The 24388-nt window shown below is 70.6% G+C and carries 23 protein-coding genes and 1 pseudogene; 1 reads left to right on the top strand and 23 read right to left on the bottom strand.

The features are described 5' to 3' along the window. Window positions 1–2 precede the first annotated feature (2 nt). The 6 genes from CCO04_RS18780 to CCO04_RS18755 form a co-directional block, all read right to left on the bottom strand. Window positions 3–1052, bottom strand: coding sequence for an ABC transporter permease (locus tag CCO04_RS18780; RefSeq protein WP_215815699.1), 1050 nt, complete (start codon window positions 1050–1052; stop codon window positions 3–5). 161 nt (window positions 1053–1213) lie between these two features. Then, window positions 1214–2944, bottom strand: coding sequence for an ABC transporter substrate-binding protein (locus CCO04_RS18775; protein ID WP_215815698.1), 1731 nt, complete (start codon window positions 2942–2944; stop codon window positions 1214–1216). A gap of 71 nt (window positions 2945–3015) precedes the next feature. After that, window positions 3016–4026, bottom strand: a complete 1011-nt coding sequence (locus CCO04_RS18770; RefSeq protein ID WP_215815697.1) for an ABC transporter permease — start codon at window positions 4024–4026, stop codon at window positions 3016–3018. A 172-nt stretch (window positions 4027–4198) separates the two neighbouring features. Beyond that, the gene (gene aspS / locus CCO04_RS18765) at window positions 4199–5965 is read right to left on the bottom strand and encodes an aspartate--tRNA ligase (RefSeq protein ID WP_215815696.1); all 1767 of its coding nucleotides are present in this window, start codon (window positions 5963–5965) and stop codon (window positions 4199–4201) included. Further along, on the bottom strand, window positions 5962–7329 hold the full coding sequence (gene hisS, locus CCO04_RS18760) for a histidine--tRNA ligase (protein WP_215815695.1): 1368 nt from the start codon (window positions 7327–7329) through the stop codon (window positions 5962–5964). Before hisS ends, aspS begins: the two co-directional genes overlap by 4 nt. Window positions 7330–7336: 7 nt before the next feature. Then, window positions 7337–8062, bottom strand: coding sequence for an MBL fold metallo-hydrolase (locus CCO04_RS18755; RefSeq protein WP_215815694.1), 726 nt, complete (start codon window positions 8060–8062; stop codon window positions 7337–7339). 46 nt (window positions 8063–8108) lie between these two features. On the opposite strand from CCO04_RS18755, the gene CCO04_RS18750 reads away from it, so the two are divergent. Further along, window positions 8109–9347 carry a DUF349 domain-containing protein gene (locus CCO04_RS18750; protein WP_257751051.1) on the top strand — a complete coding sequence of 413 codons (1239 nt, stop codon included), beginning with the start codon at window positions 8109–8111 and terminating at the stop codon, window positions 9345–9347. A 99-nt stretch (window positions 9348–9446) separates the two neighbouring features. On the opposite strand, the gene CCO04_RS18745 is transcribed toward CCO04_RS18750, so the two are convergent. The 17 genes and pseudogenes from CCO04_RS18745 to CCO04_RS18665 form a co-directional block, all read right to left on the bottom strand. Next, window positions 9447–11762 (bottom strand): bifunctional (p)ppGpp synthetase/guanosine-3',5'-bis(diphosphate) 3'-pyrophosphohydrolase, encoded by a 2316-nt coding sequence (locus CCO04_RS18745; protein ID WP_215815693.1) that lies wholly within the window; start codon window positions 11760–11762, stop codon window positions 9447–9449. Between the two features lie 79 nt (window positions 11763–11841). Beyond that, window positions 11842–12324, bottom strand: a complete 483-nt coding sequence (locus CCO04_RS18740) for a hypothetical protein (protein ID WP_215815692.1) — start codon at window positions 12322–12324, stop codon at window positions 11842–11844. A 76-nt stretch (window positions 12325–12400) separates the two neighbouring features. After that, window positions 12401–12958, bottom strand: coding sequence for an adenine phosphoribosyltransferase (locus CCO04_RS18735; protein ID WP_257751053.1), 558 nt, complete (start codon window positions 12956–12958; stop codon window positions 12401–12403). A 4-nt stretch (window positions 12959–12962) separates the two neighbouring features. Further along, window positions 12963–14249 carry a protein translocase subunit SecF gene (secF, locus tag CCO04_RS18730; protein ID WP_215815691.1) on the bottom strand — a complete coding sequence of 429 codons (1287 nt, stop codon included), beginning with the start codon at window positions 14247–14249 and terminating at the stop codon, window positions 12963–12965. Next, on the bottom strand, window positions 14249–16030 hold the full coding sequence (gene secD / locus CCO04_RS18725; protein ID WP_215815690.1) for a protein translocase subunit SecD: 1782 nt from the start codon (window positions 16028–16030) through the stop codon (window positions 14249–14251). The genes secF and secD overlap by 1 nt, the downstream gene beginning before the upstream one ends. Window positions 16031–16032: 2 nt before the next feature. Further along, the gene (gene yajC / locus CCO04_RS18720) at window positions 16033–16374 is read right to left on the bottom strand and encodes a preprotein translocase subunit YajC (RefSeq protein ID WP_215815689.1); all 342 of its coding nucleotides are present in this window, start codon (window positions 16372–16374) and stop codon (window positions 16033–16035) included. Between the two features lie 176 nt (window positions 16375–16550). After that, a complete protein-coding gene (gene ruvB / locus CCO04_RS18715; protein WP_215815688.1) occupies window positions 16551–17630 on the bottom strand; it encodes a Holliday junction branch migration DNA helicase RuvB in 1080 nt (359 codons plus the stop codon). A gap of 11 nt (window positions 17631–17641) precedes the next feature. Continuing rightward, window positions 17642–18238 (bottom strand): Holliday junction branch migration protein RuvA, encoded by a 597-nt coding sequence (ruvA, locus tag CCO04_RS18710; RefSeq protein WP_215815687.1) that lies wholly within the window; start codon window positions 18236–18238, stop codon window positions 17642–17644. Then, a complete protein-coding gene (ruvC, locus tag CCO04_RS18705; protein ID WP_215815686.1) occupies window positions 18235–18780 on the bottom strand; it encodes a crossover junction endodeoxyribonuclease RuvC in 546 nt (181 codons plus the stop codon). Before ruvC ends, ruvA begins: the two co-directional genes overlap by 4 nt. 89 nt (window positions 18781–18869) lie before the next feature. After that, the gene (locus tag CCO04_RS18700; protein WP_215815685.1) at window positions 18870–19637 is read right to left on the bottom strand and encodes a YebC/PmpR family DNA-binding transcriptional regulator; all 768 of its coding nucleotides are present in this window, start codon (window positions 19635–19637) and stop codon (window positions 18870–18872) included. 53 nt (window positions 19638–19690) lie between these two features. Further along, window positions 19691–20287 carry a pyridoxal 5'-phosphate synthase glutaminase subunit PdxT gene (pdxT, locus tag CCO04_RS18695; protein WP_215815684.1) on the bottom strand — a complete coding sequence of 199 codons (597 nt, stop codon included), beginning with the start codon at window positions 20285–20287 and terminating at the stop codon, window positions 19691–19693. An 11-nt stretch (window positions 20288–20298) separates the two neighbouring features. Further along, the gene (locus CCO04_RS18690; RefSeq protein ID WP_215815683.1) at window positions 20299–21264 is read right to left on the bottom strand and encodes a signal peptidase I; all 966 of its coding nucleotides are present in this window, start codon (window positions 21262–21264) and stop codon (window positions 20299–20301) included. Next, a complete protein-coding gene (locus CCO04_RS18685) occupies window positions 21264–21839 on the bottom strand; it encodes a SipW-dependent-type signal peptide-containing protein (RefSeq protein ID WP_215815682.1) in 576 nt (191 codons plus the stop codon). Before CCO04_RS18685 ends, CCO04_RS18690 begins: the two co-directional genes overlap by 1 nt. After that, window positions 21836–22501, bottom strand: a complete 666-nt coding sequence (locus CCO04_RS18680) for a hypothetical protein (protein ID WP_215815681.1) — start codon at window positions 22499–22501, stop codon at window positions 21836–21838. Before CCO04_RS18680 ends, CCO04_RS18685 begins: the two co-directional genes overlap by 4 nt. Further along, window positions 22498–23199: a signal peptidase I gene (locus CCO04_RS18675; RefSeq protein ID WP_215815680.1), complete on the bottom strand. Its 702-nt coding sequence runs from the start codon at window positions 23197–23199 to the stop codon at window positions 22498–22500. The genes CCO04_RS18680 and CCO04_RS18675 overlap by 4 nt, the downstream gene beginning before the upstream one ends. A gap of 15 nt (window positions 23200–23214) precedes the next feature. Continuing rightward, window positions 23215–23793: an alternate-type signal peptide domain-containing protein gene (locus CCO04_RS18670; RefSeq protein ID WP_215815679.1), complete on the bottom strand. Its 579-nt coding sequence runs from the start codon at window positions 23791–23793 to the stop codon at window positions 23215–23217. A 172-nt stretch (window positions 23794–23965) separates the two neighbouring features. Then, a pseudogene (locus CCO04_RS18665) lies at window positions 23966–24388 on the bottom strand (pyridoxal 5'-phosphate synthase lyase subunit PdxS); the annotation flags it as partial.

The following is a 24388-nucleotide window of genomic DNA, read 5'->3' as shown; positions in this document are numbered from 1 at the left end:
TCCTAGCCGACCCGCACACGCGGGTCGATGAAGGCGTAGAGGATGTCGACGATGATGTTCGCGGTGATCACGAAGGCACCGGCGATCAGGACGATCGCGATCAGCACGGGCAGGTCGTAGTTGGTGTTGGCCGAGACCGCCAGCTTGCCGAGACCGTTGAAGTTGAAGATCGTCTCGGTGATGATCGCGCCACCGAGGACGCTGGCGAAGTCGAGACCGACCATCGTCACCAGCGGGGTCAGCGCGGATCGCAGCGAGTGCTTGAACAGGATCTTCGGTGTCTTGAGTCCCTTGGCACGGGCCGTGCGGATGTAGTCCTCCGACTGCGACTCGAGCACGAAGGCTCGCGTCATCCGGACGTAGCTGGCCATGTAGAGCAGGGCCAGGGTGATCGCGGGCAGCATCAGGTTGGAGGCCCACTTCCCGACGCCCCCGTCCGCGATCGACGTGTACGACGGCACCGGGTACAGGTCCCACTTGATCGAGATGTAGCGCAGCAGGAACGTGCCGATGAAGAACGCCGGGAAGGCGTACAGGAACAGCGACGTGCCGACGATGCCGCGATCGAGGAAGGATCCCTTGGTCACTGCGGCGAGCACGCCGATCAGCACCCCGAAGAAGACCCACAGGATGACCGCGGCGAGCGCGATCGAGAACGTGATGGGGAGCGCCTCGGTGACCATCGAGTTGACGGTCCGGACGCTGTAGGTGGAGTAGCCCAGGCAGGGCGCCGCGCAGTCGACGACATTGGCCGGCGCGGCCTTGCGGAGCTCCTCGTCGGCCGGGAACTGGCGGCCCGCCACGAGGCCCTTGGTGAAGTCGGCCCACATCTTGGCGGGGCCCTTGATGTTGCTCTCCCAGACGCCCTTGTTGCGCTCGGGGTAGCCGAGCGACTTGCGCGCCTGCTCCCGCTGCACGGGCGAGCAGTTCTTGCCACACGCGAACTGGGCAGGATCGACCGGCGAGGAGAAGAACAGGATGAACGTCACCAGGCTCATCGCGAGCAGCATCACGACGCCGACGAAGACGCGGCGGATGATGTAGGCCAGCATGCAGGAATCACCTCGATGGTCGGAAGCGACGGGAGGGGTGCGAGGCACCGGCTCCCGACGGCCGGGTGGACGCCGTGTCGGCGGCCACCCGGCCGGGGGTTGATGTCCGAGTCCGGACGGTGGTCAGCGACGGGGCCCGAGCCCCACGCTCACCGGTTGGTTCACTTGACGCTGATCAGACCCAGGTCGGGGAACCCGTTGGAGGCCGGCGTGGTCGCGAACGTGCCGACCTTGGAGCCGTGCACCCAGTTGAACAGCGACTGCTCGAGCGGGATGTAGGCGTAGTCCTTGCCGAGGACCTCGTCGGCCTTCTGCAGAGCAGCGGTCTGCTCCTCGACGGTGCCGGCGGCCTGCGCCTCGTCGACGAGCTTGTTGAACTCGTCGCTCTTGTAGTTGCCGTAGTCCTGGTTGTTCGACGACGGGGTCAGGTTGATCCGGCTGTCGAACAGCGGAGCGGTGACGGTCAGCGCCGACGGCCAGTCAGCACCCCAGCCGGCCCAGGTCAGGTCGGAGTCGGAGTTGGGGTCCTGGATGGTCGGGTAGTAGGCGTCGGTCAGCGGGTTGAGCGTGACGTCGAAGCCCGACTTGTCCCAGGTGTCCTTGAGCGCCGCGGCCTGCTTCTTCGCGGTCTCGGTGGCACCGTCGAACGTGAACTTGATCTTGTAGGGCATCTTGACGCCGGCGTCCGTGAGGATCTTCTTCGCGGCGTCGGGGTCACCGCCGCCCACGTTCTCGAACTGCGGGAGCGACTTGTAGCCGGGAACCGACGGGTTCACGATCGACGAGGCCGGCTTGTAGAACTTGTCGCCACCGCCGGCGGTGATCCAGCCGTCGATGTTGGCCGAGACGGCCAGCGCGTTGCGGACCTCGAGCGAGAGGCGCTTGGTGTTCGGGACGAGGTAGTCGACGTAGGGCGACTCGACGTTGTCGTAGCGGTCACCGAGGGCCGAGGCCTGGGCGATGTACTGCGGCAGGATCCGGTTGCCGGAGACGGCGGTCTGCGCCTCGGGGCTGTCCTGGATCAGCAGGTCGTTGATCGTCTCGGGCGTGCTGCCGATCTTGAAGACGATCTCCTCCGGGTAGGCACCCCGGCTGTCGGTCTCGTCCGAGGCGGCGGTGTACTCCGGGTTGCGGACGAACGTGCCGCCCGTGTTCTCCTCCCAGGTGCCCTTCAGCATGTAGGGGCCGTTGGAGAAGATCTGGAAGTTGGAGCCGTCGCCCTTGTCCATGTCCTTGCGGTACGGGTCCATCATGTGGAGCGCCGCGACGGCGAGCGGGAAGTCCGGCCACGCCTTCTTGAAGCGGTAGGTGATCTTCTGGCCGTCGCAGGTGATGGCCTTGTCGAAGTCCGCCTGGCCCTTGCCCGTGTAGGGGCCCTTGTAGCTCGGCGAGCCGTCGGGGTCGCTGGGGACGTCGAGGTAGCTCAGGATGTAGTTCGGGCCACCGGTGATGACGTCGTTGGCGAACGCACGCGAGGCGCCGTACTTGAAGTCCTCACACGTGATCGGCTTGCCGTCCTGCCACTTCACGTCGTCGCGGACGGTGAACTCCCAGACCTTGCCGCCCTCGGTGGAGGTACCCGTGTCGGTGGCCAGGTCGGCGACCGGGGTGTTGGCGGTCTCGAGGTCCGAGGAGGTGCCGAACGTCACCAGCTGGCGGTAGACCGTGCGGGAGAGGTTGCTGATGTCGCGACCGACGTAGACGCGCTGCGGGTCGGTGTGACCGAGCGGGCTGGCGAGCAGGTACGTGAGCGTACCGCCCTTCTTGGCGGTGGCGCCGTCGCCGGACGGGCCGTCGCCGTTGTCGTCGTTACCGCTACCGCAGGCGGCGAGCGTGACCACCAAGGCAGTCGCAGCGGACGCCGCGAGCAGCCGCTTTCGAGTGTTGGCCATTACTTCTCCTTCGGTGTGTGCGCCTGCCGGCGGCACGATCGACGGCGCCCTGCCGTCGAAGCTTGGGGGGTTCAGCGGTTCGACTTGGGGTCCAGGGCGTCCCGGAGCCCGTCGCCGAGCAGGTTGAAGCAGACGACGATGACGGCGATGGCGAAAGCCGGCGAGAAGAAGTACACGAAGTCGAACTGCGCGTAGTTCAGCGAGTCCCGCAGCACGTTGCCCAGGGTCGGCGTCGGCGGCTTGATGCTCACGCCGAGGTAGCTCAGCGCGGCCTCGGCCGAGATGTAGGCCGGCAGCAGCAGGGTGAACGAGACCAGCAGCGGCGCCCACAGGTTCGGCAGGATCTCCTTGAAGTAGATCCGGCGGCGCGAGGCGCCGAGCAGGGTCGCGGCGTGCACGAACTCCCGCTCCCGGATCGACAGCACCTGGCCGCGGATCAGTCGCGCCACCGGCGGCCAGCCGAAGAGCGCCAGGAAGACCACCACGTAGGTCGCCCAGCCGAGGTCGCCCTCGGGGACGTGCCCGTACTTGGTGATCAGGATGTACATCGGCGCGGAGAGCGCCAGCAGCATCAGCGTCGAGGGGAACGACAGCGTGAGGTCGATCAGCCGGCCGATGACGCCGTCGGTGAAGCCGCCGGAGAAGCCGGCGATGATGCCGAGGATCGTGCCGACGATCATCGCGAGCAGGCTCGCGGTCAGCGCGATCACCAGCGAGAGCGTGGTGCCCAGCCAGACCCGGGAGAGCACGTCGCGGCCGGTGCCGGGCTCGACACCCAGCGGGTGGTCCCAGCTGATGCCGCCCCAGCTGCCCTTGGGCAGCGTGAACTCGTTGAGCAGGTCCTGGTGGAACGCGCCCGGGTTCAGCACACCGAACTTCACCAGGAACGGCGCCGCGATGCCCGCCACGATGTAGAGCGCCACGACGACGAAGGACACCATCGACAGCTTGTCCTTGCGGAACCGCTCCAGCGCGAGCTTGGTCGGCGTCTTGCCGGCGACCTTGGAAAGCGCCTCCTCGTCGGGGTGGCCGGTGGGATCCGGCAGGTGCTCACCCTCGAGGTTGCTCACCGTGGTGGTCATGTCACCTCATGTCCGTCGCGCGACTCGCCGGACCGGCCGCAGGAGGGCCGTCCCAGCGGCGCCGGGGTCCCCGGCGCCGCTGCGACTCTAGGTCACATCAGGCGTACGAAACGAGCACTGTGCGGTAACGGTTTGGTCTCGACCACCGGCAAACCATCCGGTGAGGATGCCCTCAGGACTTGGTTTCGTCCTCCGGACGGGCGTCCACACCGGCTTCCTTCCGCTGCTCGGCGCTGATCGGCGCCGGAGCGGCGGTCAGCGGGTCGTAGCCGCCGCCGGTCTTGGGGAAGGCGATGACGTCGCGGATCGAGTCCGTGCCGGCGAGCAGCGCGGTGACCCGGTCCCAGCCGAAGGCGATGCCGCCGTGCGGGGGCGCGCCGTACTTGAACGCCTCGAGCAGGAAGCCGAACTTCTCCTCGGCCTCGTCCTGGCCGATGCCCATCACCTCGAAGACGCGCTTCTGGATGTCCTCGCGGTGGATACGGACCGAGCCGCCGCCGATCTCGTTGCCGTTGCAGACGATGTCGTAGGCCCAGGCCAGGGCGTTGCCGGGGTCGGTGTCGAACGTGTCGAGGTCCTGGGGGCTGGTGAAAGCGTGGTGGACCGCGGTCCACGCTCCCCCGCCGACGGCGACGTCGCCGGCCGCGGTGGCCTCGTCGGCCGGCTCGAAGAGCGGGGCGTCGACGACCCAGAGGAAGCTCCAGGCGTCCTCGTCCAGCAGTCCGGTACGACGGCCGATCTCGAGGCGGGCCGCGCCCAGCAGGGCCCGGCTGCTCTTGACCGCGCCGGCCGCGAAGAAGACGCAGTCCCCCGGCTTCGCGCCGACGTGGGCGGCCAGACCGGCCTTCTCCTCGTCGGAGAGGTTCTTGGCGACCGGCCCGCCGAGCTCGCCGTCCTCCTGGACCAACACGTAGGCCAGGCCGCGCGCGCCGCGCTGCTTGGCCCAGTCCTGCCAGGCGTCGAGCTGCTTGCGGGGCTGGCCGGCACCGCCGGGCATGACCACCGCGCCGACGTACGGCGCCTGGAAGACGCGGAAGGGCGTGTCCTTGAAGTAGTCGGTGCACTCGACGAGCTCGAGGCCCATGCGCAGGTCGGGCTTGTCCGAGCCGTAGCGGGCCATCGCCTCGGCGTAGGTCATCCGCGGCAGCGGCAGCGGGATGTCGACGCCGATGAGCTTCCAGAGCGCGACGACGATCTCCTCGCCCAGGGCGATCACGTCGTCCTGGGTCACGAAGCTCATCTCGATGTCGAGCTGGGTGAACTCGGGCTGCCGGTCGGAGCGGAAGTCCTCGTCGCGGTAGCAGCGCGCGATCTGGTAGTAGCGCTCCAGACCACCGACCATGAGCAGCTGCTTGAACAGCTGGGGGCTCTGGGGCAGGGCGTACCAGCTGCCGGGCGCCAGGCGCGCGGGGACCAGGAAGTCGCGCGCGCCCTCGGGCGTGCTGCGGGTCAGCGTGGGCGTCTCGACCTCGACGAAGTCGTGGCCGGCCAGCACGTCACGCGCGGCCTTGTTGACCCGGCTGCGCAGCCGGATGGCCTGGGCCGGGCCGCTGCGGCGCAGGTCGAGGTAGCGGTGCTTGAGGCGCACCTCCTCGCCGACGTCGACGTGGTCGCTGATCGGGAAGGGCAGCGGCGCGGCGGCGCTGAGCACCTCGACCTCGCTGGCGACGACCTCGATCGCGCCGGTGGGCAGGTTGGGGTTCTCCCGGCCCTCACCGCGTGCGATGACCTCGCCGGTCACCTTGAGGCAGTACTCCGAGCGCAGGCTGTGGGCGACGGCCTCGTCGCGGATGACGACCTGGACCACGCCGCTGGCCTCGCGCAGGTCGATGAAGGCCACACCGCCGTGATCGCGCCGATTGGCCACCCACCCGGTGAGGGTGACGGTCTGGCCGACGTTCTCGGCGCGGAGGGCGCCGGCGTCATGGGTGCGGATCACGAGGATTCCCCTTCAGAGGTGGTGGTGGTGACGACCTGCGGTCGCAGGTCCTGGGTAGGAGGCTGCCAGGTCGCGGGGTCCGCCGCGACCTGGTTCCCGGTGCGGATGTCCTTGACCTCGCCCTGGTCCGGGAACCAGACGTAGGGGATGCCGCGCCGCTCGGCGTGCCGGATCTGCTTGCCGAACTTGGCCGCGCTGGGCGCGACCTCGCACGGGATGCCGCGCGCGCGCAGCGCGGTGGCGACGGCGTCGGCCTCGGCGCGGGTCTCCTCGGCGGTGACCGCGACGACCACGACGCTCGGCACCGAGCGGTCCGCGGTGAGCACGCCGCGCTGGACGAGCGGGACGAGCAGGCGGCTCAGGCCGAGCGAGATGCCCACGCCGGGGTACGTCGTACGGCCGTCGGAGGCGAGGGCGTCGTACCGGCCGCCGGAGCAGATCGAGCCGAGCGACTCGAAGCCGTCGAGGCGGGTCTCGAAGACCGTGCCGGTGTAGTAGTCCAGACCGCGCGCGATCGACAGGTCGGCAACGATGCGGGTGCGCTCGGTGACGAGCGGCGCGCAGGCGCGGACCAGCGTGGCGAGCTCGTCGAGGCCCTCGTCGAGCAGCTCGCTGGTGACGCCCAGCGCGCGCACCTGGGCGACGAAGGAGTCGTCGCTCGCCCGGATGGTCGCGAGGGCGAGCGCCTTGTCGGCCTGGTCCTCGGTGACACCGGCCTCGGTGAGCAGCAGCTCGCGCACCTTGGCCGGGTCGAGCTTGTCGAGCTTGTCGACCAGGCGCATGACCTCGTCGATGCCGTGCTCGTCGAGCCCCAGGCCGGCGTAGAAGCCCTGGATCAGCTTGCGGTTGTTGACCTGGAGCCGGAAGCCGGGCAGGAACGCGAGGCGGCTCAGCGCCTCGAGCATCACCCGGGCGACCTCGACGTCGTGGTGGAAGGCCAGCGTGTCGCGCCCGACGATGTCGATGTCGGCCTGGGTGAACTCGCGGAACCGGCCCTCCTGGGGCCGCTCGCCGCGCCAGACCTTCTGGATCTGGTAACGGCGGAAGGGGAACTCCAGCTTGCCGGCGTTCTCGAGCACGTAGCGCGCGAACGGGACGGTCAGGTCGAAGTGGAGACCGATCCCCTTGTCGCGATCACTCGCGCTGCCGTCCTCGGCCGCCTGCAACCGGCGCAGGACGTAGACCTCCTTGGAGGTGTCGCCCTTGCGCAGGAGCTGGTCGAGCGGCTCGACGGCGCGGGTCTCGACGTTGCCGAAGCCGTGCAGCTCGAAGGTACGCGCGAGCGTCGCGACGACCTCCTGCTCCACGAAGCGCTGGGCAGGCAGGAACTCGGGGTATCCGCTGAGCGGAGTGGGCTTGGCCATGCGGTCGTCACAGTCCTCGGGTGACTCGTCCGGCGGTCCCGCCGCCGGTCTCGATCAGGTCGAGCAGGAAGGGGTTGGTCGCGCGCTCGCGGCCGATGGACGTCTGCTCGCCGTGCCCGGGCAGGACGACGACGTCGTCGGCGAGCGGCAGCACCTTGGCGCTGAGCGAGCGGAGCATCGCCGCATGGTCGCCGCCGGGCAGGTCGGTCCGGCCGATCGAGCCCTGGAAGAGCAGGTCGCCCGAGAACATCACCTCGGAGATCGGCGGGCCGTCGGGCTGGTCCCACGGCGTGCGGAAGGTGACCGAGCCGGCGGTGTGCCCCGGCGTGTGGTCGACCACGAAGCTCAGCCCGGCCAGCTCGAGCGCCGCGCCGTCGGCGAGCTCGGCCACGTCGTCGGGCTCGGTGAACTCGTAGTCGCCGCCGAGCAGCATGCTGGCCGACTCCGGCGAGATCCCGGCCATCGGGTCGGTGAGCAGGTGCCGGTCGCCGGGATGGATCCACGCGGTGGCGTCGTACGCGCCCGCGACGGGGGTGACCGACCACATGTGGTCGATGTGCCCATGGGTCAGCAGCACCGCGACGGGCTTCAGCCGGTGCTCGCGGACCACCTCGGCGACACCTGCGGCGGCGTCCTTGCCGGGGTCGATCACGACGCACTCAGCGCCCGGTGCCGTGGCCGCGACATAGCAATTGGTGCCCCATGGTCCAGCGGGGAAAGCGGCGATCAGCACCGGCCCAGCCTATCGACTGGGTCGGCTTTGATTAGCATGGGCCACTGTGACTACCTCCGACTGGGGCCGCGTCGGCGACGACGGCACCGTCTACGTGAAGACGACCGACGGCGAAAGGGCGGTCGGGCAGATGCCCGACGCACCGCCCGAGGAGGCTTTGGCCTTCTACACCAAGCGGTACGACAACCTCGCTCTCGAGGTGGACCTGCTCCACCAGAGGGTGCTGACCGGAGTGCTCTCCCCCGAGGAAGCACAGTCATCGGTCAAGGTCGTCCGCGAGCAGCTCGCCGACATCCACGCGGTCGGCGACCTCGCCGCCCTCGGGCGCAAGCTCGACGAGCTCGGCCCGGTGATCGCCACGCAGCGGGATGCCCGCAAGGCCGCCAAGGCCCAGCGCGTCGCCGACGCCCGCGCGGAGAAGGAGCGACTCGCCGCCGAGGCGGAGAAGATCGCCGGCGGCCGCGACTGGCGCAACGGCGCCAACCGTCTGCGCGAGCTCCTGGAGGAGTGGAAGCAGCTCCCCCGCATCGACAAGGCCGCCGACGACGAGCTGTGGAAGCGGTTCTCCTCGGCGCGCTCGTCGTACACGAAGGCGCGCAAGGCGCACTTCGCCGAGCAGGACGAGAAGCGCGAGGGCGCGCGGATCGTGAAGGAGCGCCTGGTCAAGGAGGCCGAGGCGCTGGCCGACTCCACCGAGTGGGGTCCCACCTCGGGCCGCTACCGCGACCTGATGCGCGACTGGAAGGCCGCGGGCCCCGCCCCCAAGGCCGTCGACGACGAGCTCTGGCGCCGCTTCCGCGGTGCCCAGGACACCTTCTTCGGCAACCGCGACGCCGCCAACGCCGCCCTCGACTCGGAGTTCGCCGCGAACGCCGAGGTCAAGGAGGGCCTCCTCGTCGAGGCCGAGGCGATCCTGCCCGAGCTGCAGTCCTCCGGCGACCTCGCCGCCGCGAAGGCCGCCTTCCGCCTCGTCGCGGACAAGTGGGACGAGGCCGGCAAGGTCCCCCGCGACCGGATCAAGGACCTCGAGGGCCGCATGCGCGCCGTCGAGAACACCATCCGCCGCGCCGAGGACGACCAGTGGAAGCGCAGCGACCCGGAGAAGTCGGCCCGCGCCGACGACATGGTCTCCAAGCTCGAGGCCGCCATCACCGAGGCCGAGGCCAAGCTCGACGCCGCACGGGCGCGCGGTGACGAGAAGAAGGTCCGCGAGCTCGAGGAGAACCTCGAGGGCCGCCGGTCCTTCCTGGAGATGGCCAAGAAGGCCTCCGCCGAGTTCAGCTGATCTTCCGGCCCCACGAAGTGCGGGGGTTGCGGGTGCGAGGTGCGGGGGTTGCTGCGGCAACCGGCGCACGTCGGGCCGGCAACCCCCGCACTTCGCGCGTTACTGGGTGACCCGGTAGGCGTCGAAGACGCCGGGGACCGTGCGCACGGCCTTGAGCACCGTGTCGAGGTGCTTGGCGTCCGCCATCTCGAACGTGAACCGCGACTTCGCCGTACGGTCGCGCGAGGTGGTCAGGTTGGCCGACAGGATGTTCACGTGGGCGTCCGAGAGCGCCATCGTGATGTCCGAGAGCAGCCGGGAGCGGTCGAGCGCCTCGACCTGGATGTTGACCAGGAAGGTCGACTGGCCGGTGGGCGCCCACTCGACGTCGACGAGCTTCTCGGGCTGGGCCAGGAGGCTGGCGGCGTTGGTGCAGTCCTTGCGGTGCACCGAGACTCCCCCGCCCTTGGTGACGAAGCCGAGGATGGCGTCGGGCGGGACCGGGGTGCAGCACTTGGCGAGCTTGACCCAGACGTCGGGCGAGCCGGTGACGATGACGCCGGCGTCACCCCCGGTGGGCCGGTGGGGGCGGCCGCGGCGGCCGGTGATGGTGACGGCCTCGGCGAGGTCCTCCTGGGCACCCTGGTCGCCGCCGTGCATCTCGATGACCTTGCGTACGACGGCCTGGGCGCTGAGGTTGCTCTCGCCGACGGAGGCGTAGAGCGCGGTGACATCGGCCAGGCGGAAGGCGTCGGCGACCAGCGAGAGCGAGTCGTGGGAGAGCAGGCGCTTGAGGGGCAGGCCCTCCTTGCGCATCAGCTTGGCGATCTCGTCCTTGCCGCGCTCGATGGCCTCCTCGCGGCGCTCCTTGGTGAACCACTGGCGGATCTTGGAGCGGGCGCGCGGCGACTTCACGAAGTTCAGCCAGTCGCGCGAGGGTCCCGCGCCCTCGGCCTTGGAGGTGAAGACCTCGACCACGTCGCCGTTCTCGAGGGTCGACTCGAGCGGGACGAGGCGGCCGTTGACGCGGGCGCCGATGGTGCGGTTGCCGACCTCGGTGTGGACGGCGTACGCGAAGTCGACCGGGGTGGAGCCCGACGGCAGCGCGATGACGTCGCCGCGCGGGGTGAAGACGTAGGTCTCGGCCTGGTTGATCTCGAAGCGCAGCGACTCCAGGAACTCGCCCGGGTCCTCGACCTCGCTCTGCCAGTCGAGGAGCTGGCGCACCCAGCTCATGTCGTCGAGGTCGCCGGGGCGGTCGGTGTCGTTGCCGGCGCGCCCGTCCTCCTTGTACTTCCAGTGCGCCGCGACGCCGTACTCGGCGCGGCGGTGCATCGCGAAGGTCCGGATCTGCATCTCGACCGGCTTGCCCTGCGGGCCGATCACGGTGGTGTGCAGCGACTGGTACATGTTGAACTTCGGCATCGCGACGTAGTCCTTGAACCGGCCCAGGACCGGGTTCCAGCGCGAGTGCAGGACGCCGAGGACGCCGTAGCAGTCGCGGTCCTCCTCGACGAGGATGCGGATGCCAACCAGGTCGTAGATGTCGGAGAAGTCGCGGCCCCCGACGATCATCTTCTGGTAGATCGAGTAGTAGTGCTTCGGGCGGCCGGTGACCGTCGCCTTGATCTTGGCCTCGCGCAGGTCCTTCTCGACCTGGCTGATCACCTCGGCCAGGAACGAGTCGCGCGAGGGCGCCCGCTCGGCCACGAGACGCACGATCTCGTCGTAGATCTTGGGGTGCAGCGTCGCGAACGCGAGGTCCTCGAGCTCCCACTTGATGGTGTTCATGCCCAGCCGGTGGGCCAGCGGGGCGTAGATGTCGAGGGTCTCGCGCGCCTTGCGCTCCTGCGTGGACTGCTTGACGAAGCGCAGCGTGCGCATGTTGTGCAGGCGGTCGGCCAGCTTGATGACCAGGACCCGGATGTCACGCGACATCGCCACGATCATCTTGCGGATCGTCTCGGCGTTGGCCGAGTCGCCGTAGACGACCTTGTCGAGCTTGGTCACGCCGTCGACGAGCAGCGCGACCTCGTCACCGAAGTCGCGACGACACTCCTCCAGCGTGTACGGCGTGTCCTCGACCGTGTCGTGCAGCAGCGCCGCCACCAGCGTCGGCTCGGTCATGCCGATGCCCGCGAGGATCGTGGTCACCGCGAGCGGATGGGTGATGTAGGGATCGCCGCTCTTGCGCTTCTGCTCGGCGTGGAGCCGCTCGGCGGTGACGTACGCGCGCTCCAGCAGCGCCAGGTCCGCCTTGGGGTGGTTGGCGCGCACCGCGCGGAACAGCGGCTCGAGGACGGGGTTCGAGACCTGGCCCCGGCTGCCCATCCGGGCCAGGCGGGCGCGGACGCTGCGACCCGCCGGCGGCTCGGCGCCGGCCGGCGCGGGCGAGGTCCCCGCCACCCTCAACCTGCCGTCGGCACCCTCGTCCATGAGGAGAGTCTAGTTGGGACGGCGTCCTGAGGTGCACCGGGCGGCCGGCCCGCGTGGGACGGCCGCCCGGCGGCGGACCTCAGTCCTTCCACATGCAGATCATCTCGTCCGAGCCGCGGATGCAGTAGCCGGGCGTCCAGCCCGTCGTGTGCTGGTAGAGCGGGGTGCAGTGCGGGTCGCAGTGGTAGTTCACGTAGCGCGTCTTGTGGACGTACTTGCGGGGCGCGACGATCCGGTACTTCTTGCCGGTCTTCTGCGTCGCCGTCTTCTTGCACAGCGTGTACTGGTCGTAGCGGTTGTAGGAGTTCTTCACGTAGACGCGGGTCTGGAGCTCACCGGTCGTCGAGCCGGTCGTCTCGGTGTAGAACCAGCTCTTGGTGTCGCTCTCGGACGGCGTCCGGGTCGCGTTGGTCTTCTCCTGCTTGATGAACCCGGCCTTGGTGCAGGTGCCGAGATAGGTCTCCTTCTGCAGCGGGAGACCGACCGAGTCCGCCTGGGCCTGCGGCGTGGCGAACAGCGAGAGTGCGACGACGAGCGCGCACAGCAACGAGAACCTCTTCATGACGAAGGACCTCCAGAGGGAGCAGTGTGGGGGGAGCCTCACCCAACTGTCGCCCTCGGGGCCCTGTCAAGGAGATCTAGACCAGGCTCAGCGCCGTCACCGGTACGTCGGTGAGCTGCTCGCGCCCGGAGAGGAACCCGAGCTCCATCAGCACCGCGAACGCCACCGGCTCCGCGCCGCAGCGCCGGACCAGCTCGCAGGTCGCCCGGGCGGTGCCGCCGGTGGCGAGCACGTCGTCGATGACCAGGACCCGCTCCCCCGGCGCGAAGGCGTCCTGGTGCAGCTCGAGCACGGCCTCGCCGTACTCGAGGGCGTAGGCGACCTGGTGGGTCTCGTGGGGCAGCTTGCCGGCCTTGCGGACCGGGACGAAGCCGACGCCGAGCGCCACCGCGACCGGCGCGGCCAGGATGAACCCGCGCGCCTCCATGCCGACGACCTTGTCGACCACCGGCCGGCCCGCGTCGTCGCGGCCGAGGTCGGCGAGCGCCGCGACGACGGCCGCGAAGCCCGGTCCGTCGGCCAGGAGCGGCGCGATGTCCTTGAACAGCACGCCCGGCTCCGGGAAGTCGGGGACGTCCCGGACCAGCCGGGTCAGCGCGTCGACCGCGCGGACCCGGCTGTCGTGGTCGGTCACGCGGCTACTTCTTGCCGCGCTTGGAGCGCGCCTGGCGCACCGGCTGCTTGCGTCCCGAGCTGCCGCTGTCGGTGACCGGACGCGCGGCGGTGGGGACGTTGCGTCCCTTGCCGAGCGGGTCGGTCGACGCGACGGGGCCGGAGCCGCCACCGCGCCGCTGGGGAGCCGACTCCTCGTCGACGAGCTCGTCGTCGTCCTCGAGCAGCTCGTCGGGAACCTCCAGGTCGTCGCCGCCACCCCGGCGGCTGACCACGGGGCCCTCGTCGACGCCGACCGGGACCGAGGCGTAGCGGTCGGCGAGCGCCCGCTGCTTGGCCTTGGCCCGGCGGGCCTGGATCTGGACCTCGGACTCCTGCATCTTGAGCTGGACCAGGACGCGCGGGGCGAGCATGACCGAGGAGTAGACACCGACACCCATGCCGACGAACTGCGCGAGCGCGAGGTCCTGCAGCGAGCTGGCACCCAGCTGGACGGCGCTGACGTAGAGGATCGCGCCGATCGGGATGAGCGCGACGATCGAGGTGTTGATCGAGCGCACCAGCGTCTGGTTGACCGCGAGGTTGGCCGCGTCGGCGTAGGTCTGGGTGTTCTTGCGCAGGTGGCCGGTGTTCTCCTTGACCTTGTCGAAGACGACCACCGTGTCGTACAGCGAGAAGCCGAGGATCGCGAGCAGACCGGTGACCGCGGCCGGCGTGACCTGGAAGCCCGACAGCGCATAGACGCCGACGGTCAGCATCACGTCGTGGATCAGCGCGACCAGCGCCGCGACCGACATCCGCCACTCGCGGAAGTAGGCCCAGATGAAGATGACGACCAGGATCAGGAAGATCAGGACGCCGGTGGCTGCGCGCTTGGCGACCTCCTGGCCCCAGCTCGGGCCGATCTCCTGGATCGAGATCTCGTTCTGCGTGACGTCGGGGAAGACGCCCTGGATCACCTTGGTGATCTCGTCGCGCTCGCCCTGGTTCAGGTTCTCGACCTGCGCGGTGAGCGAGGAGTTGCCCTCGGTCGTGACGATCGGGTTCTTGGCCGGCTCGATGCCAGCGTTCGAGATCTCCTCGCGGAGGTCGTCGGCGTTCTTCTGGGTCGCGTTGCCGCTGCCGACCTCGATCGACAGCGAGGAGCCGCCGGTGAACTCGACGCCCATGTTGAGCGGCTTGATGAACAGGACGAGCACGGAGAGCGCGACCACGACACCGGAGACGGCGTACCAGAGCCACGGCTTGCCGACGAAGTCGATCGACTTGCGACCCTGGTACAGGTCGTTGCCGAGACGGGACATCTTGCCCATCAGGCGTCACCTCCCGCAGCGGCGGTCCGTCGCGGCGCGGGAACGTCCATGCCGAGGGTCTCCTTGCTGAGGCCGGACAGCTTGTGCCCGGAGTTGAACGCCTTGAACTGCGCGAGCCACGACACCATCGGCTTGGTGAACCAGAAGAGCACCGCGAGGTCGATCAGCGTGGTCAGGCCGAGCGCGAAGCCGAAGCCCTTGACCGCGCCGGTGGCGAAGATGTAGAGCACCACTGCCGAGAGGATCTGGACCGTGTTGGCCGCGACGCGCGTGACGCGCGCCCGGGCCCAGCCGGTCTCGACCGCGACGCGCATGGACTTGCCCTCACGCATCTCGTCGCGGATACGTTCGAAGAAGATGACGAACGAGTCCGCGGTGACACCCACCGCGATGATCAGTCCCGCGATGCCGGGCAGGGTCAGCGTGAAGCCGGCCGTCTTGCTCAGCAGCAGCACGAGCGCGTAGGTGATGCCGGCCGCCACGAAGAGCGAGCTGACCACCACCAGGCCGAGGCCGCGGTAGTAGAAGAGGCAGTAGAGCATGACCAGCGCGAGACCGATCGCGCCGGCGGTGATGCCCGCCTTGAGCTGGTTGCCCGCGAGGGAGGGCCCGATCTCCTCGACCGAGGTGTTCTTGTCGCTGAACTTGATCGGCAGCGCACCGAACTTGAGGCTGTTGGCCAGGTCGAGCGCGGTCACCTCGGTGAAGTTGCCCTCGATCTGCGAACGGCCGTCGGTGATGATGCCGGTCATCCTCGGGTTGGTCAGCACCTGACCGTCGAGGACGACGGCGAACTGCTTGTCCGTGTTGATCAGCGCGCGCGACACTGCCTCGAAGTCGGTCGCGGCACCGCTGGTGCCCTTGGGGAACGCCTTGTCCTTGGAGTTGCCCATCCGGAGCGCCACGACCCACTTGACCTGACCCTGGGGCACCTGGGCGCTCGCGTCGGTCAGCTCCGTGCCCTCGATCACCGAGGCGCTCATTAGGAACTTGAAGGTGGCGCCGTCCTCGGGCTTGGAGCAGGCGACCAGCGGCTTGGCCGGGTCGTCCGGCAGGTCCGCGGCCTTGCCCTGGGCGTCGACCAGGATGCCCTCGGGGTTGCAGGTGAAGCTGTTGTACTGCGCGATGGCGGCCTGGTCCGGGGCGTCGATCCACGCGAGGGCGGACTTGACGCTGGTCGCCTTGGCGACGTCCTCGGCGGGCTGCTCGGCGCCCGGCGTGCCGCTGGCACCGTCGGTCGGGGTGCCGCTGGGCGCATCGCTCGGCGTGCCGGACGCGCTGTCGGAGGGCGCGGGCGTCTTGTCGTCGTCGGCGGCCAGGTCGAGCGGCGCGCGGCCCAGGCCCTGGGCCATGCCGGCGGTCGGGTCGGCCGCGGCGCACGGGCCGGGAGCCTGGTCGGAGCAGGCGACGAGGCGGAAGCGCAGCTGCGCCTGGCGCCGGACCGTCTCCTCGAGCTGGTCGCGGTCGGCGGTCTTGCCGGGCACCTCGACGACGATGTTCCGGCCGCCCTGGGTGGCGACGGAGGCCTCGGCGACACCGGAGCCGTTGACGCGCTGGTCGATGATCCGGCGGGCCTCGTCGAGGTTCTCCTTCGACGGGCTGCCGTCGGCGGAGAGCGTGATCCGGATACCGCCCTGGAGGTCGAGACCCAGCGCGGGCTTCCACGCGGTCTCCCCCTTGTCCACGCTGGCCTGGGAGAGCGCGGTCAGGCCGTAGAGGATGGCGACCCCGATGAAGAAGACGACCAGGTGACGTCCGGGGTGCGGACGGCGAGACGCCATGCTCAGCGCTCCTCGTTGTTGTCGTTGTTGTCGTGGGCGACGGCGTCGTCGCCGTCGGTGGCCTCGGCGGCCGGTCCCTCGTCCTCGGTACGGCGCACGGACGCGACGGCGCCGCGGACCACGCGGGTGACCACGCCCGGGGCGATCTCGACCTCGAAGTGGTCGTCGGCGAGGCCGACGATCGTGCCGAAGATGCCGGAGGTCAGCATGACGTCGTCACCGACGGACAGGCGCGCCTGGAGGGCGACGGCCTCCTTGCGCTGACGGGAGGCCGGGCGGACGATGAGCAGCCAGAAGATGGCCGCGATCGCCACGATCGGCAGCAGGGACAGCGCGTCTTTCACGAGGAACCTTCGGTTGAGGGGCGTGGTGGCACTCCGCTCCACGCGGGAGCGGTCGGACCGCGGCAAAGTGTAGCCACGGACCCCCGAGCCCGGAGGATCGGCGGCCGGATCTGTCGCAAACAGTCGCAAACCGTGGCAAGCCCACGGTCCTCACCCCCGCGGGGAGGGCGCGCGGCTCACTCGTCGAACAGCGTGGCCGCGGCGTCGTCGTACGGCAGGGGCGGCGGGGTCAGGCCCAGGTGGGTCCACGCCGTGGGGGTGGCGATCCGCCCGCGCGGCGTCCGGGCGAGGAAGCCGTTGCGGACCAGGAACGGCTCGGCGACCTCCTCGACCGTCTCGCGCTCCTCGCCGACGGCGACCGCGAGCGTGGAGACGCCCACCGGTCCCCCGCCGAACCGGCGGCAGAGCGCGTCGAGCACGGCCCGGTCGAGCCGGTCGAGCCCGAGGGCGTCGACCTCGTAGAGGTCGAGCGCGGCCTGGGCGACGCCGCGGGTGACCACGCCGTCGGCGCGCACCTGGGCGTAGTCGCGGACCCGGCGCAGCAGCCGGTTGGCGATCCGCGGCGTCCCGCGCGAGCGGCTCGCGATCTCGGCAGAGCCCTCGTCGGTCAGGTCGACGCCCAGCAGGCCGGCGGAGCGGTGCACGATGAGGTCGAGCTCGTGCGGCTCGTAGAACTCCAGGTGCGCGGTGAACCCGAACCGGTCGCGCAGCGGCCCCGGGAGCAGGCCCGCGCGGGTGGTGGCCCCGACCAGGGTGAACGGCGGGATGTCGAGCGGGATCGCCGTGGCGCCGGGCCCCTTGCCGATGACGACGTCGACCCGGAAGTCCTCCATGGCCAGGTAGAGCATCTCCTCGGCCGGGCGCGACATCCGGTGGATCTCGTCGACGAAGAGCACCTCGCCCTCGTTGAGCCCCGAGAGGATCGCGGCGAGGTCGCCCGCGTGGGTGATCGCCGGCCCGCTGGTGACCCGCAGGGGCGCACTCATCTCGTGGGAGATGATCATCGCCAGGGTCGTCTTGCCCAGACCCGGCGGACCGGAGAGCAGCACGTGGTCGGGCGCCCTCCCCCGCCGGCGGGCGGCCTCGAGCACGAGGCCGAGCTGGTCGCGCACCCGGCCCTGGCCGACGACCTCGTCGAGGCTGCGCGGGCGCAGTGCCGCCTCGACCGCCCGCTCGTCACCCTCCGCCTCGGCGGCGGTCAGCGAGCGGAGGTGGACCTCCTCGGCCTCGGCGAGCTCGTCCTCGTGGAAGGGCATGGCTCAGCCTCTCAGGCCTTGGAGAGGCTGCGCAGCGCGGCACGCAGCAGGGCGCCCACGTCGGGCGCGTCGCCGGCGTCGGGCGCGACGGCGTCGACCGCCTTGTCGGCGTCCTTGGCGTTGTAGCCGAGACCGACCAGGCCCTGGTGCACCTGGTCGCGCCAGGCGTCGGCCGACGGCCGGGCGCCGGCGACCGGGGCGCCGGTGGGCGCGCCGATGCGGTCCTTGAGCTCGAGGATGATCCGCTGCGCGCCCTTCTGGCCGATGCCGGGGACCTTGGTGAGGGTCTTGACGTCGTCGCCGGCGATCGCCGTACGGACGCCGTCGGGCGAGAGCACGGCGAGGATCGCCTGGGCCAGCTTGGGACCGACGCCGGACGCGGTCTGGACGAGCTCGAAGAGGACCTTCTCGTCCTCGTCGGCGAAGCCGTAGAGCGTCAGGGAGTCCTCGCGGACGATCATGGACGTCGGCAGCGTCGCCTGGGCGCCGGTGCGCAGCTGGGCGAGCGTGCCCGGCGTACACATGAGCTCGAGGCCGACACCGCCGACCTCGACGACGGCGCTGGTCAGGCTGAGTGCGGCCACCTGGCCACGCACGAAGGCGATCATCGGGCTCCTCCGGGGATGCGAGAGCGGGTCGGTCGGGCGGCGGCGAGCGCGGCGGCGATGCGCGCCTGGCTGCCACCGCGCCAGATGTGGGTGATGGCGAGCGCGAGCGCGTCGGCCGCGTCGGCCGGCTTGGGCATCGCGTCGAGGCGCAGGATCCGGGTGACCATCATGCCGACCTGGGCCTTGTCGGCGCGGCCGTTGCCGGAGACCGCGGCCTTGACCTCGCTCGGCGTGTGGAGCGCGACCGGCAGGCCGCGCCGGGCCGCGCACACCATGGCGATGCCGGCGGCCTGGGCGGTGCCCATGATCGTGCTGACGTCGGAGCGGGCGAAGATCCGCTCGATGGCCACCGCGTCGGGGCGGTACTCGTCGAGCCGGGCGTCGATGCCCTTCTCGATGGTGACCAGGCGCTCGGGGACGGCGAGGTCGGACGACGTCCGCACGACGCTCACGTCGACGAGGCTCAGCGGCCGCCCGATCGAGCCCTCGACCACGCCGAGGCCGCAGCGGGTCAGCCCCGGGTCGATCCCGAGCACGCGCACGTCAGCACCTTTCGTCCGAACATGTGTTCGGAACGAAACTACTACCCCTCCGCGCGAGAGCCGACGCCGACACGCGACGCACCGGGCACTCAGTCCTCGATCTGGTCGAGCACCTCGTCCGGGATGTCGGCGTTGGAGAAGACGTTCTGCACGTCGTCGAGGTCGTCGACCGCGTCGACCAGCTTGAACACCTTGCCGGCCGCGACCGGGTCGGCGACGGGGATGTCCATGGAGGCGACGAACTGCACCTCGGCGGAGTCGTAGTCGATGCCGGCCTGCTGGAGGGCGGTACGGACGGCGACGACGTCGGTGGCCTCGGACTGGACCTCGAAGCTGTCGCCGTGGTCGTTGACCTCCTCGGCTCCGGCGTCGAGGGTGGCCTCGAGGACGTCGTCCTCGGAGACGTCCTTGCCGTCCTGGGCCTTGGCGACCATGACCACGCCCTTGCGGGTGAACAGGCGCGAGACCGAGCCGGGGTCGGCCATGGTGCCGCCGTTGCGGGTGACCGCGGTGCGGACCTCCATCGCGGCGCGGTTGCGGTTGTCGGTGAGGCACTCGACGAGAAGTGCGACGCCCTGGGGGCCGTAGACCTCGTACATGATCGTCTCGTAGTCGACGCCGCCGCCCTCGAGGCCACCGCCGCGCTTGACCGCGGAGTCGATGTTCTTGTTGGGGACCGACTGCTTCTTGGCCTTCTGGATGGCGTCGTAGAGGGTCGGGTTGCCCGTCGGGTCGGGGCCGCCCATCTTGGCCGCGATCTCGATGTTCTTGATCAGCTTCGCGAAGAGCTTGCCTCGCTTGGCGTCGATCGCGGCCTTCTTGTGCTTGGTGGTCGCCCACTTGGAGTGGCCAGACATCAGTCCCTCTTCTACGTCGACAGTCCACGGCTGCTCGAAACAGCCGATGCAGTCTATCCCTGCGCCCGAACCCCGCTGCTCGCCACCATGTCCACGAACAGCCGGTGCACCCGGCCGTCGCCCTCGACCTCGGGGTGGAAGGACGTCGCCATCAAGTGCCCCTGCCGTACGGCGACCGGGTGCCCCTGCGCCCGGGCGAGCACCTCGACCGACGGGCCGGTCGCCTCCACCCACGGTGCCCGGATGAAGACCGCGTGCACCGGCGCGTCGAGCCCCTCGAAGGGCAGGTCGGCCTCGAACGAGTCGACCTGGCGGCCGAAGGCGTTGCGGCGGACGGTGACGTCGAGGCCGCCGATCGTCTCCTGGTCGGCGGTACCGCCCTCGATCCGGTCGGCGAGCAGGATCATCCCGGCGCAGGTGCCGAAGGTCGGCATCCCGCCCGAGATCCGCTCGCGCAGCGGCTCGAGGAGCTCGAAGGTCCGCGCCAGCTTGGACATCGTCGTCGACTCGCCGCCGGGCAGCACGAGGCCGTCGCAGCGGGCGAGCTCGGCGGGCCGTCGTACCGGGAAGGCGTCGGCGCCGAGGGCGGTCAGGGTCTGCAGGTGTTCACGGACGTCGCCCTGGAGGGCGAAGACACCGATGGCGGGCACGGCGCAGAACGTTACGGCACGACCGTGCAGGTCTTGCTACCGCCGTTCCCCTGGTAGTTCGCCTGGTTGGAGACGGCCGACTGGACGCCGTTGACGATGGCGACGAGCTTGAAGTTGCCGGCCTCGTTGTTGATCGCGACCGTGGCGCCGGAACGGGCGGTGCCGGGGAACGTCGTGACCCGGGTGCCGCCGGGGTTGACGCTGTAGACGACCGCGAACGAGTCCGGGTTGCCGGGGCCCCAGGTCCAGCTCAGGTTGTAGGGGCTGCTGCCGTTGCTGGTGGTGCACGGCGCGACGAGGACGGGCGCGGCGGGCGGCGCCACCGTGGCCCGGCTCGCGGTCGCGGTGGCGGAGGCCGAGTCGGTCCAGTACGCCGACGTGAAGGCCCACGGCACCTGACCCGAGACGCCGAGCGCCCCACCGAGCGCGAGTGCGGTCGCGACGCCGGCCGGCGCCACGAGCCGGGAGCCGCGCGAGCGCGCCGGACGGTCACCGCCCCCGGGGCGCGGCCCGAAGCCCAGCCAGAGCAGGCCGAGGACGCCGAGGCCGGTGACGGCCAGGCCGAACGGGCTGGCCGCGAGGTCGAGGACGTAGCCCGCGTGGGGCACGCCGGCGACGACACGGTCGGCGGAGGCCACGGTGTAGGTCTGGGCGTCGGTGACGTCGTTGGCGTCGCCCCGCAGGGTCAGCACGCTCCGCTCGCCCCGGTGCTCGACGGCGAGCACCCGGTGGGTGACCCGGTCGCCGCGGGCGTCGCGGACGCTGACGACGTCGCCGACCGCGATGTCGGCGGCCGGGACCTCGTGGGCGATGCCGAGCGCGCCCGCGTCGTAGGTGGGGCTCATCGAGCCGGACGTGAACACCAGCGGTGTCACGTCGAGCAGCCGCCCGGCGAGGAGGGCGAGCAGGCAGAGGGCGCCGAGCACCCCGCCGGTCCACAGGAGCGCTTCGCGGCCGATCCGCAGGGTCTTGGTCATCACGGCACCTGCGTCGCGGGGAAGGTGAGGGTCAGGTTGGCCTGCGCGCCGGAGGTCACGCTGGCCCCCGACGGCAACCGCACCTCGACGCACATGCTGTGCGCCTGGGTGGGAGCCAGGGTCGCCCCGGCCGGCTGGTCGAAGCCGTCGAGCGTGGCGTTGGCACCGCCGACGAGCGTGCCGCCGGAGCAGGTCGTGCCGTCGGAGGTACCGCCGCGGCGCACGGTGACCTGGAGCGCGGCGGCGAGGTTGCCGCCACCGACGTCGGTCGCGGCCATCTGGATGCGATAGGAGAAGGACGCCGCACCCGCGCTGTTGTTGGTGACCGGGAGCGTCGCCGAGCGGGACGTCCCGGGCACGATCGCGTTGAGCGGGAACGAGGACCAGGTGTAGGTCTCGGGCTTCACCCGGACGTTGGCCGCCAGGTCGATGTGCAGCGCGCCGGTGCTGAAGCTGACCCCGGGCACACTCCCCTGGTCCCGCCAGTACGCCGACGTGGTCACGGCCCCGACCCCGACGAGCAGGCCCGCGGAGAGCAGGGCACGGGTGCGGCCGCGTCCGAACCAGCCGGTCATCGCGCCTCACCCCCGCTGGTGCGGCCACGGCGGACCAGCGCCAGGCCGGCGCCGACCAGACCGGCCGCGAGCCAGACCAGTCCGGAGGTCACGCCGGCACCCGTGCCGGGCAGGCCCTCGCTCTCGCCACCGACCGCTCCCCCGTCACCGGGACCACCGGCACCCTCGTCGACACCGCCGACGTCGCCGTCCTCGGAGAGCCGGAGCCGGACCCGGAAGGGCACGTCGGAGAGCTGCTGTGACGTCGACTCCGCGGCGAACCGGGCGCGGACGCTGACCTTGGTCCGGGCTCCACGGGCGACCTCGAGGGCCGTCGCCGCGCGGGTCCGGCCGATGCCGACCGGTACCCAGGAACCGCCGCCCACCCGGGCCTCGACGGTGAGCGCGTCGGAGGCGAGCAGCGCATCGGGGTCGCCGGCCACGACGTTCACCGTCAGCACGCCGGCGGAGGGTCCGTCGTTGCGGACCAGGAAGGAGCGGGTCTCGACGTCGCCGGGGACCAGTCGGAGGCCGGGCTCGAACAGCGGTGCGCCGAGGTCTGCGCTCCAGGAGACGCCGTCGCGGCTGAGCCCGAGCTCGTCGTCGGCGTGCGCCGGCGCGGCGGGCACCACCACCGCCACCGCCGCGACGGCGGCGGCGACCGGGGCGAGGCGTCGGATCACGAGGAGGCTCCTGGAGGCGAGGGGCGGAGGAGGTCGAGCAGGACGATGAGGAGCAGGAGGCCGACGAGGACGCCGCCGGCGGGCAGTGGCGGGGCGGACCCGGTGGTCGCTGCCCCGGACACGGGCACCCGCACCTCTGGGACGAGCGGCCGGACCTCGGCCTCGTCCGCGGGACGCCGCTTGCGGCGGCGATCGCGGACGGCGCCGACGAACATGAAGACCGCGTAGCCCACCAGGGCCCCCGAGACGACCAGCACGGCGGTCTGCCGCTGGCGTCCGGTGAGCACGTTGTTGACGTAGCCGAGGTACGGCACGGCGTACCAGAGCCGACCCCGGACCTGGACCTCGCGCACCGGCGCGGGGTCCGCGGCGCCGTTGGCATCGCCCCGGGTGGTGAACACCTTCTCGCCGTCGAGCCGGTTGCCGATCGCCGTGACCCGGTGGGTCACGACGGTCGAGCGACCGGACTCGCGCTGGTAGGTGATCACGTCACCGGCGCGGATGTCGTCGGTCGCGACCGGCTTGACCACCACCAGGGTCCCTGGGGGGAAGTCCGGTCGCATCGAGCCGGTCATCACCGTGTACGGCGTCGACCCGCTCACCCGCGGCACCACGACGGCGAGCGCCAGCACGCCCGCGACGAGCAGGATCACCGACCAGGCCAGGACCTGGGTGACCCACCCGAGCGCGGAACGCATGACGCTCGCGCCGGATCAGTGGTTGTTGTTCTGGGTCAGGGTGACCGTGACGTTGTCGAGCGTGGCGGACTTGAGCTGCGTGTCGTTGCCGTTGACGCTCGTCGTGCCGTAGGGGAAGTCGATCTTGATCGTGGCGACCAGGTACTTCCCGTTCTGACCCGTGTTCACGGTGCCCGGGACGGCGACCGGGTTGGTCGCGCCGGCGGCGTCGTCGGCCACGACGTACGTCGCGCTGACCGGGACGGACTCGGTCGTCGAGACCGACTCGAGCGTGCCGGTGAGCGCCAGCGAGGTCGGCGTGGTCAGCGTCGCCTCGAGGTGGGCGCCGCTCGCGGAGATCTGGAACGAGCAGACCCGGGTCAGGCTGTCACCGGGGACCAGGAGCTGGCTGCCGTAGGCGGCCTCCTTGCCGGAGACGCCCTTGTCGAGGATCCAGCCACCGCAGTTGTCGTTCTCGAGCGACAGGTTGCCGGTCGAGATCGACGTGCCACCGACGGTGCCGGTGTCGGTCCAGTAGGCCAGCGTGCCCGCGCCGCCCATGAGGAGCACGGCTGCGGCACCGGCCGCGAGCGCACCCTTCGTCGACTTCTTCATGTGTGCCACCTTCGGATCGGTGGTCCCGAGCGACCGGAGGAGCCGGTGGCTCCAGGCCGCCGGCGGTACACACGACCAATGACCGAAAGGTGCTGCAGTTACGGAAGGGGTGAGGATCCGGGTGAAGTTTTACTTTCCGCGGCCGGCCCGGGTGAGGACCGGCCGCGGCAGGTCACCAGCCGCGCTCGGCGAACTGGATCGAGCGGGCGGGCTCGTCGACGTTGATCCCGACCATCGCCTCACCCAGACCACGCGAGACCTTCGCGACCACATCAGGATCGTCGTGGAAGGTCGTGGCCTTCACGATCGCCTCGGCCCGCTGGGCCGGGTTGCCCGACTTGAAGATCCCCGAGCCGACGAAGACACCCTCGGCGCCGAGCTGCATCATCATCGCCGCGTCCGCCGGGGTCGCGATGCCGCCGGCGGTGAACAGCACCACCGGGAGCTTGCCGGTGCGGGCGACCTCGACCACCAGGTCATAGGGCGCCTGGAGCTCCTTGGCCGCGACGTACAGCTCGTCCTCGGCCAGTGCCCCGAGGCGGCGGATCTCGGCGCGGATGGTGCGCATGTGGGTCACCGCGTTGGAAACGTCACC

The organism is Pimelobacter sp. 30-1 (assembly GCF_018831735.1).
Lineage (GTDB): Bacteria > Actinomycetota > Actinomycetes > Propionibacteriales > Nocardioidaceae > Nocardioides.
This window is presented reverse-complemented; position numbering and strand designations above follow the sequence as displayed.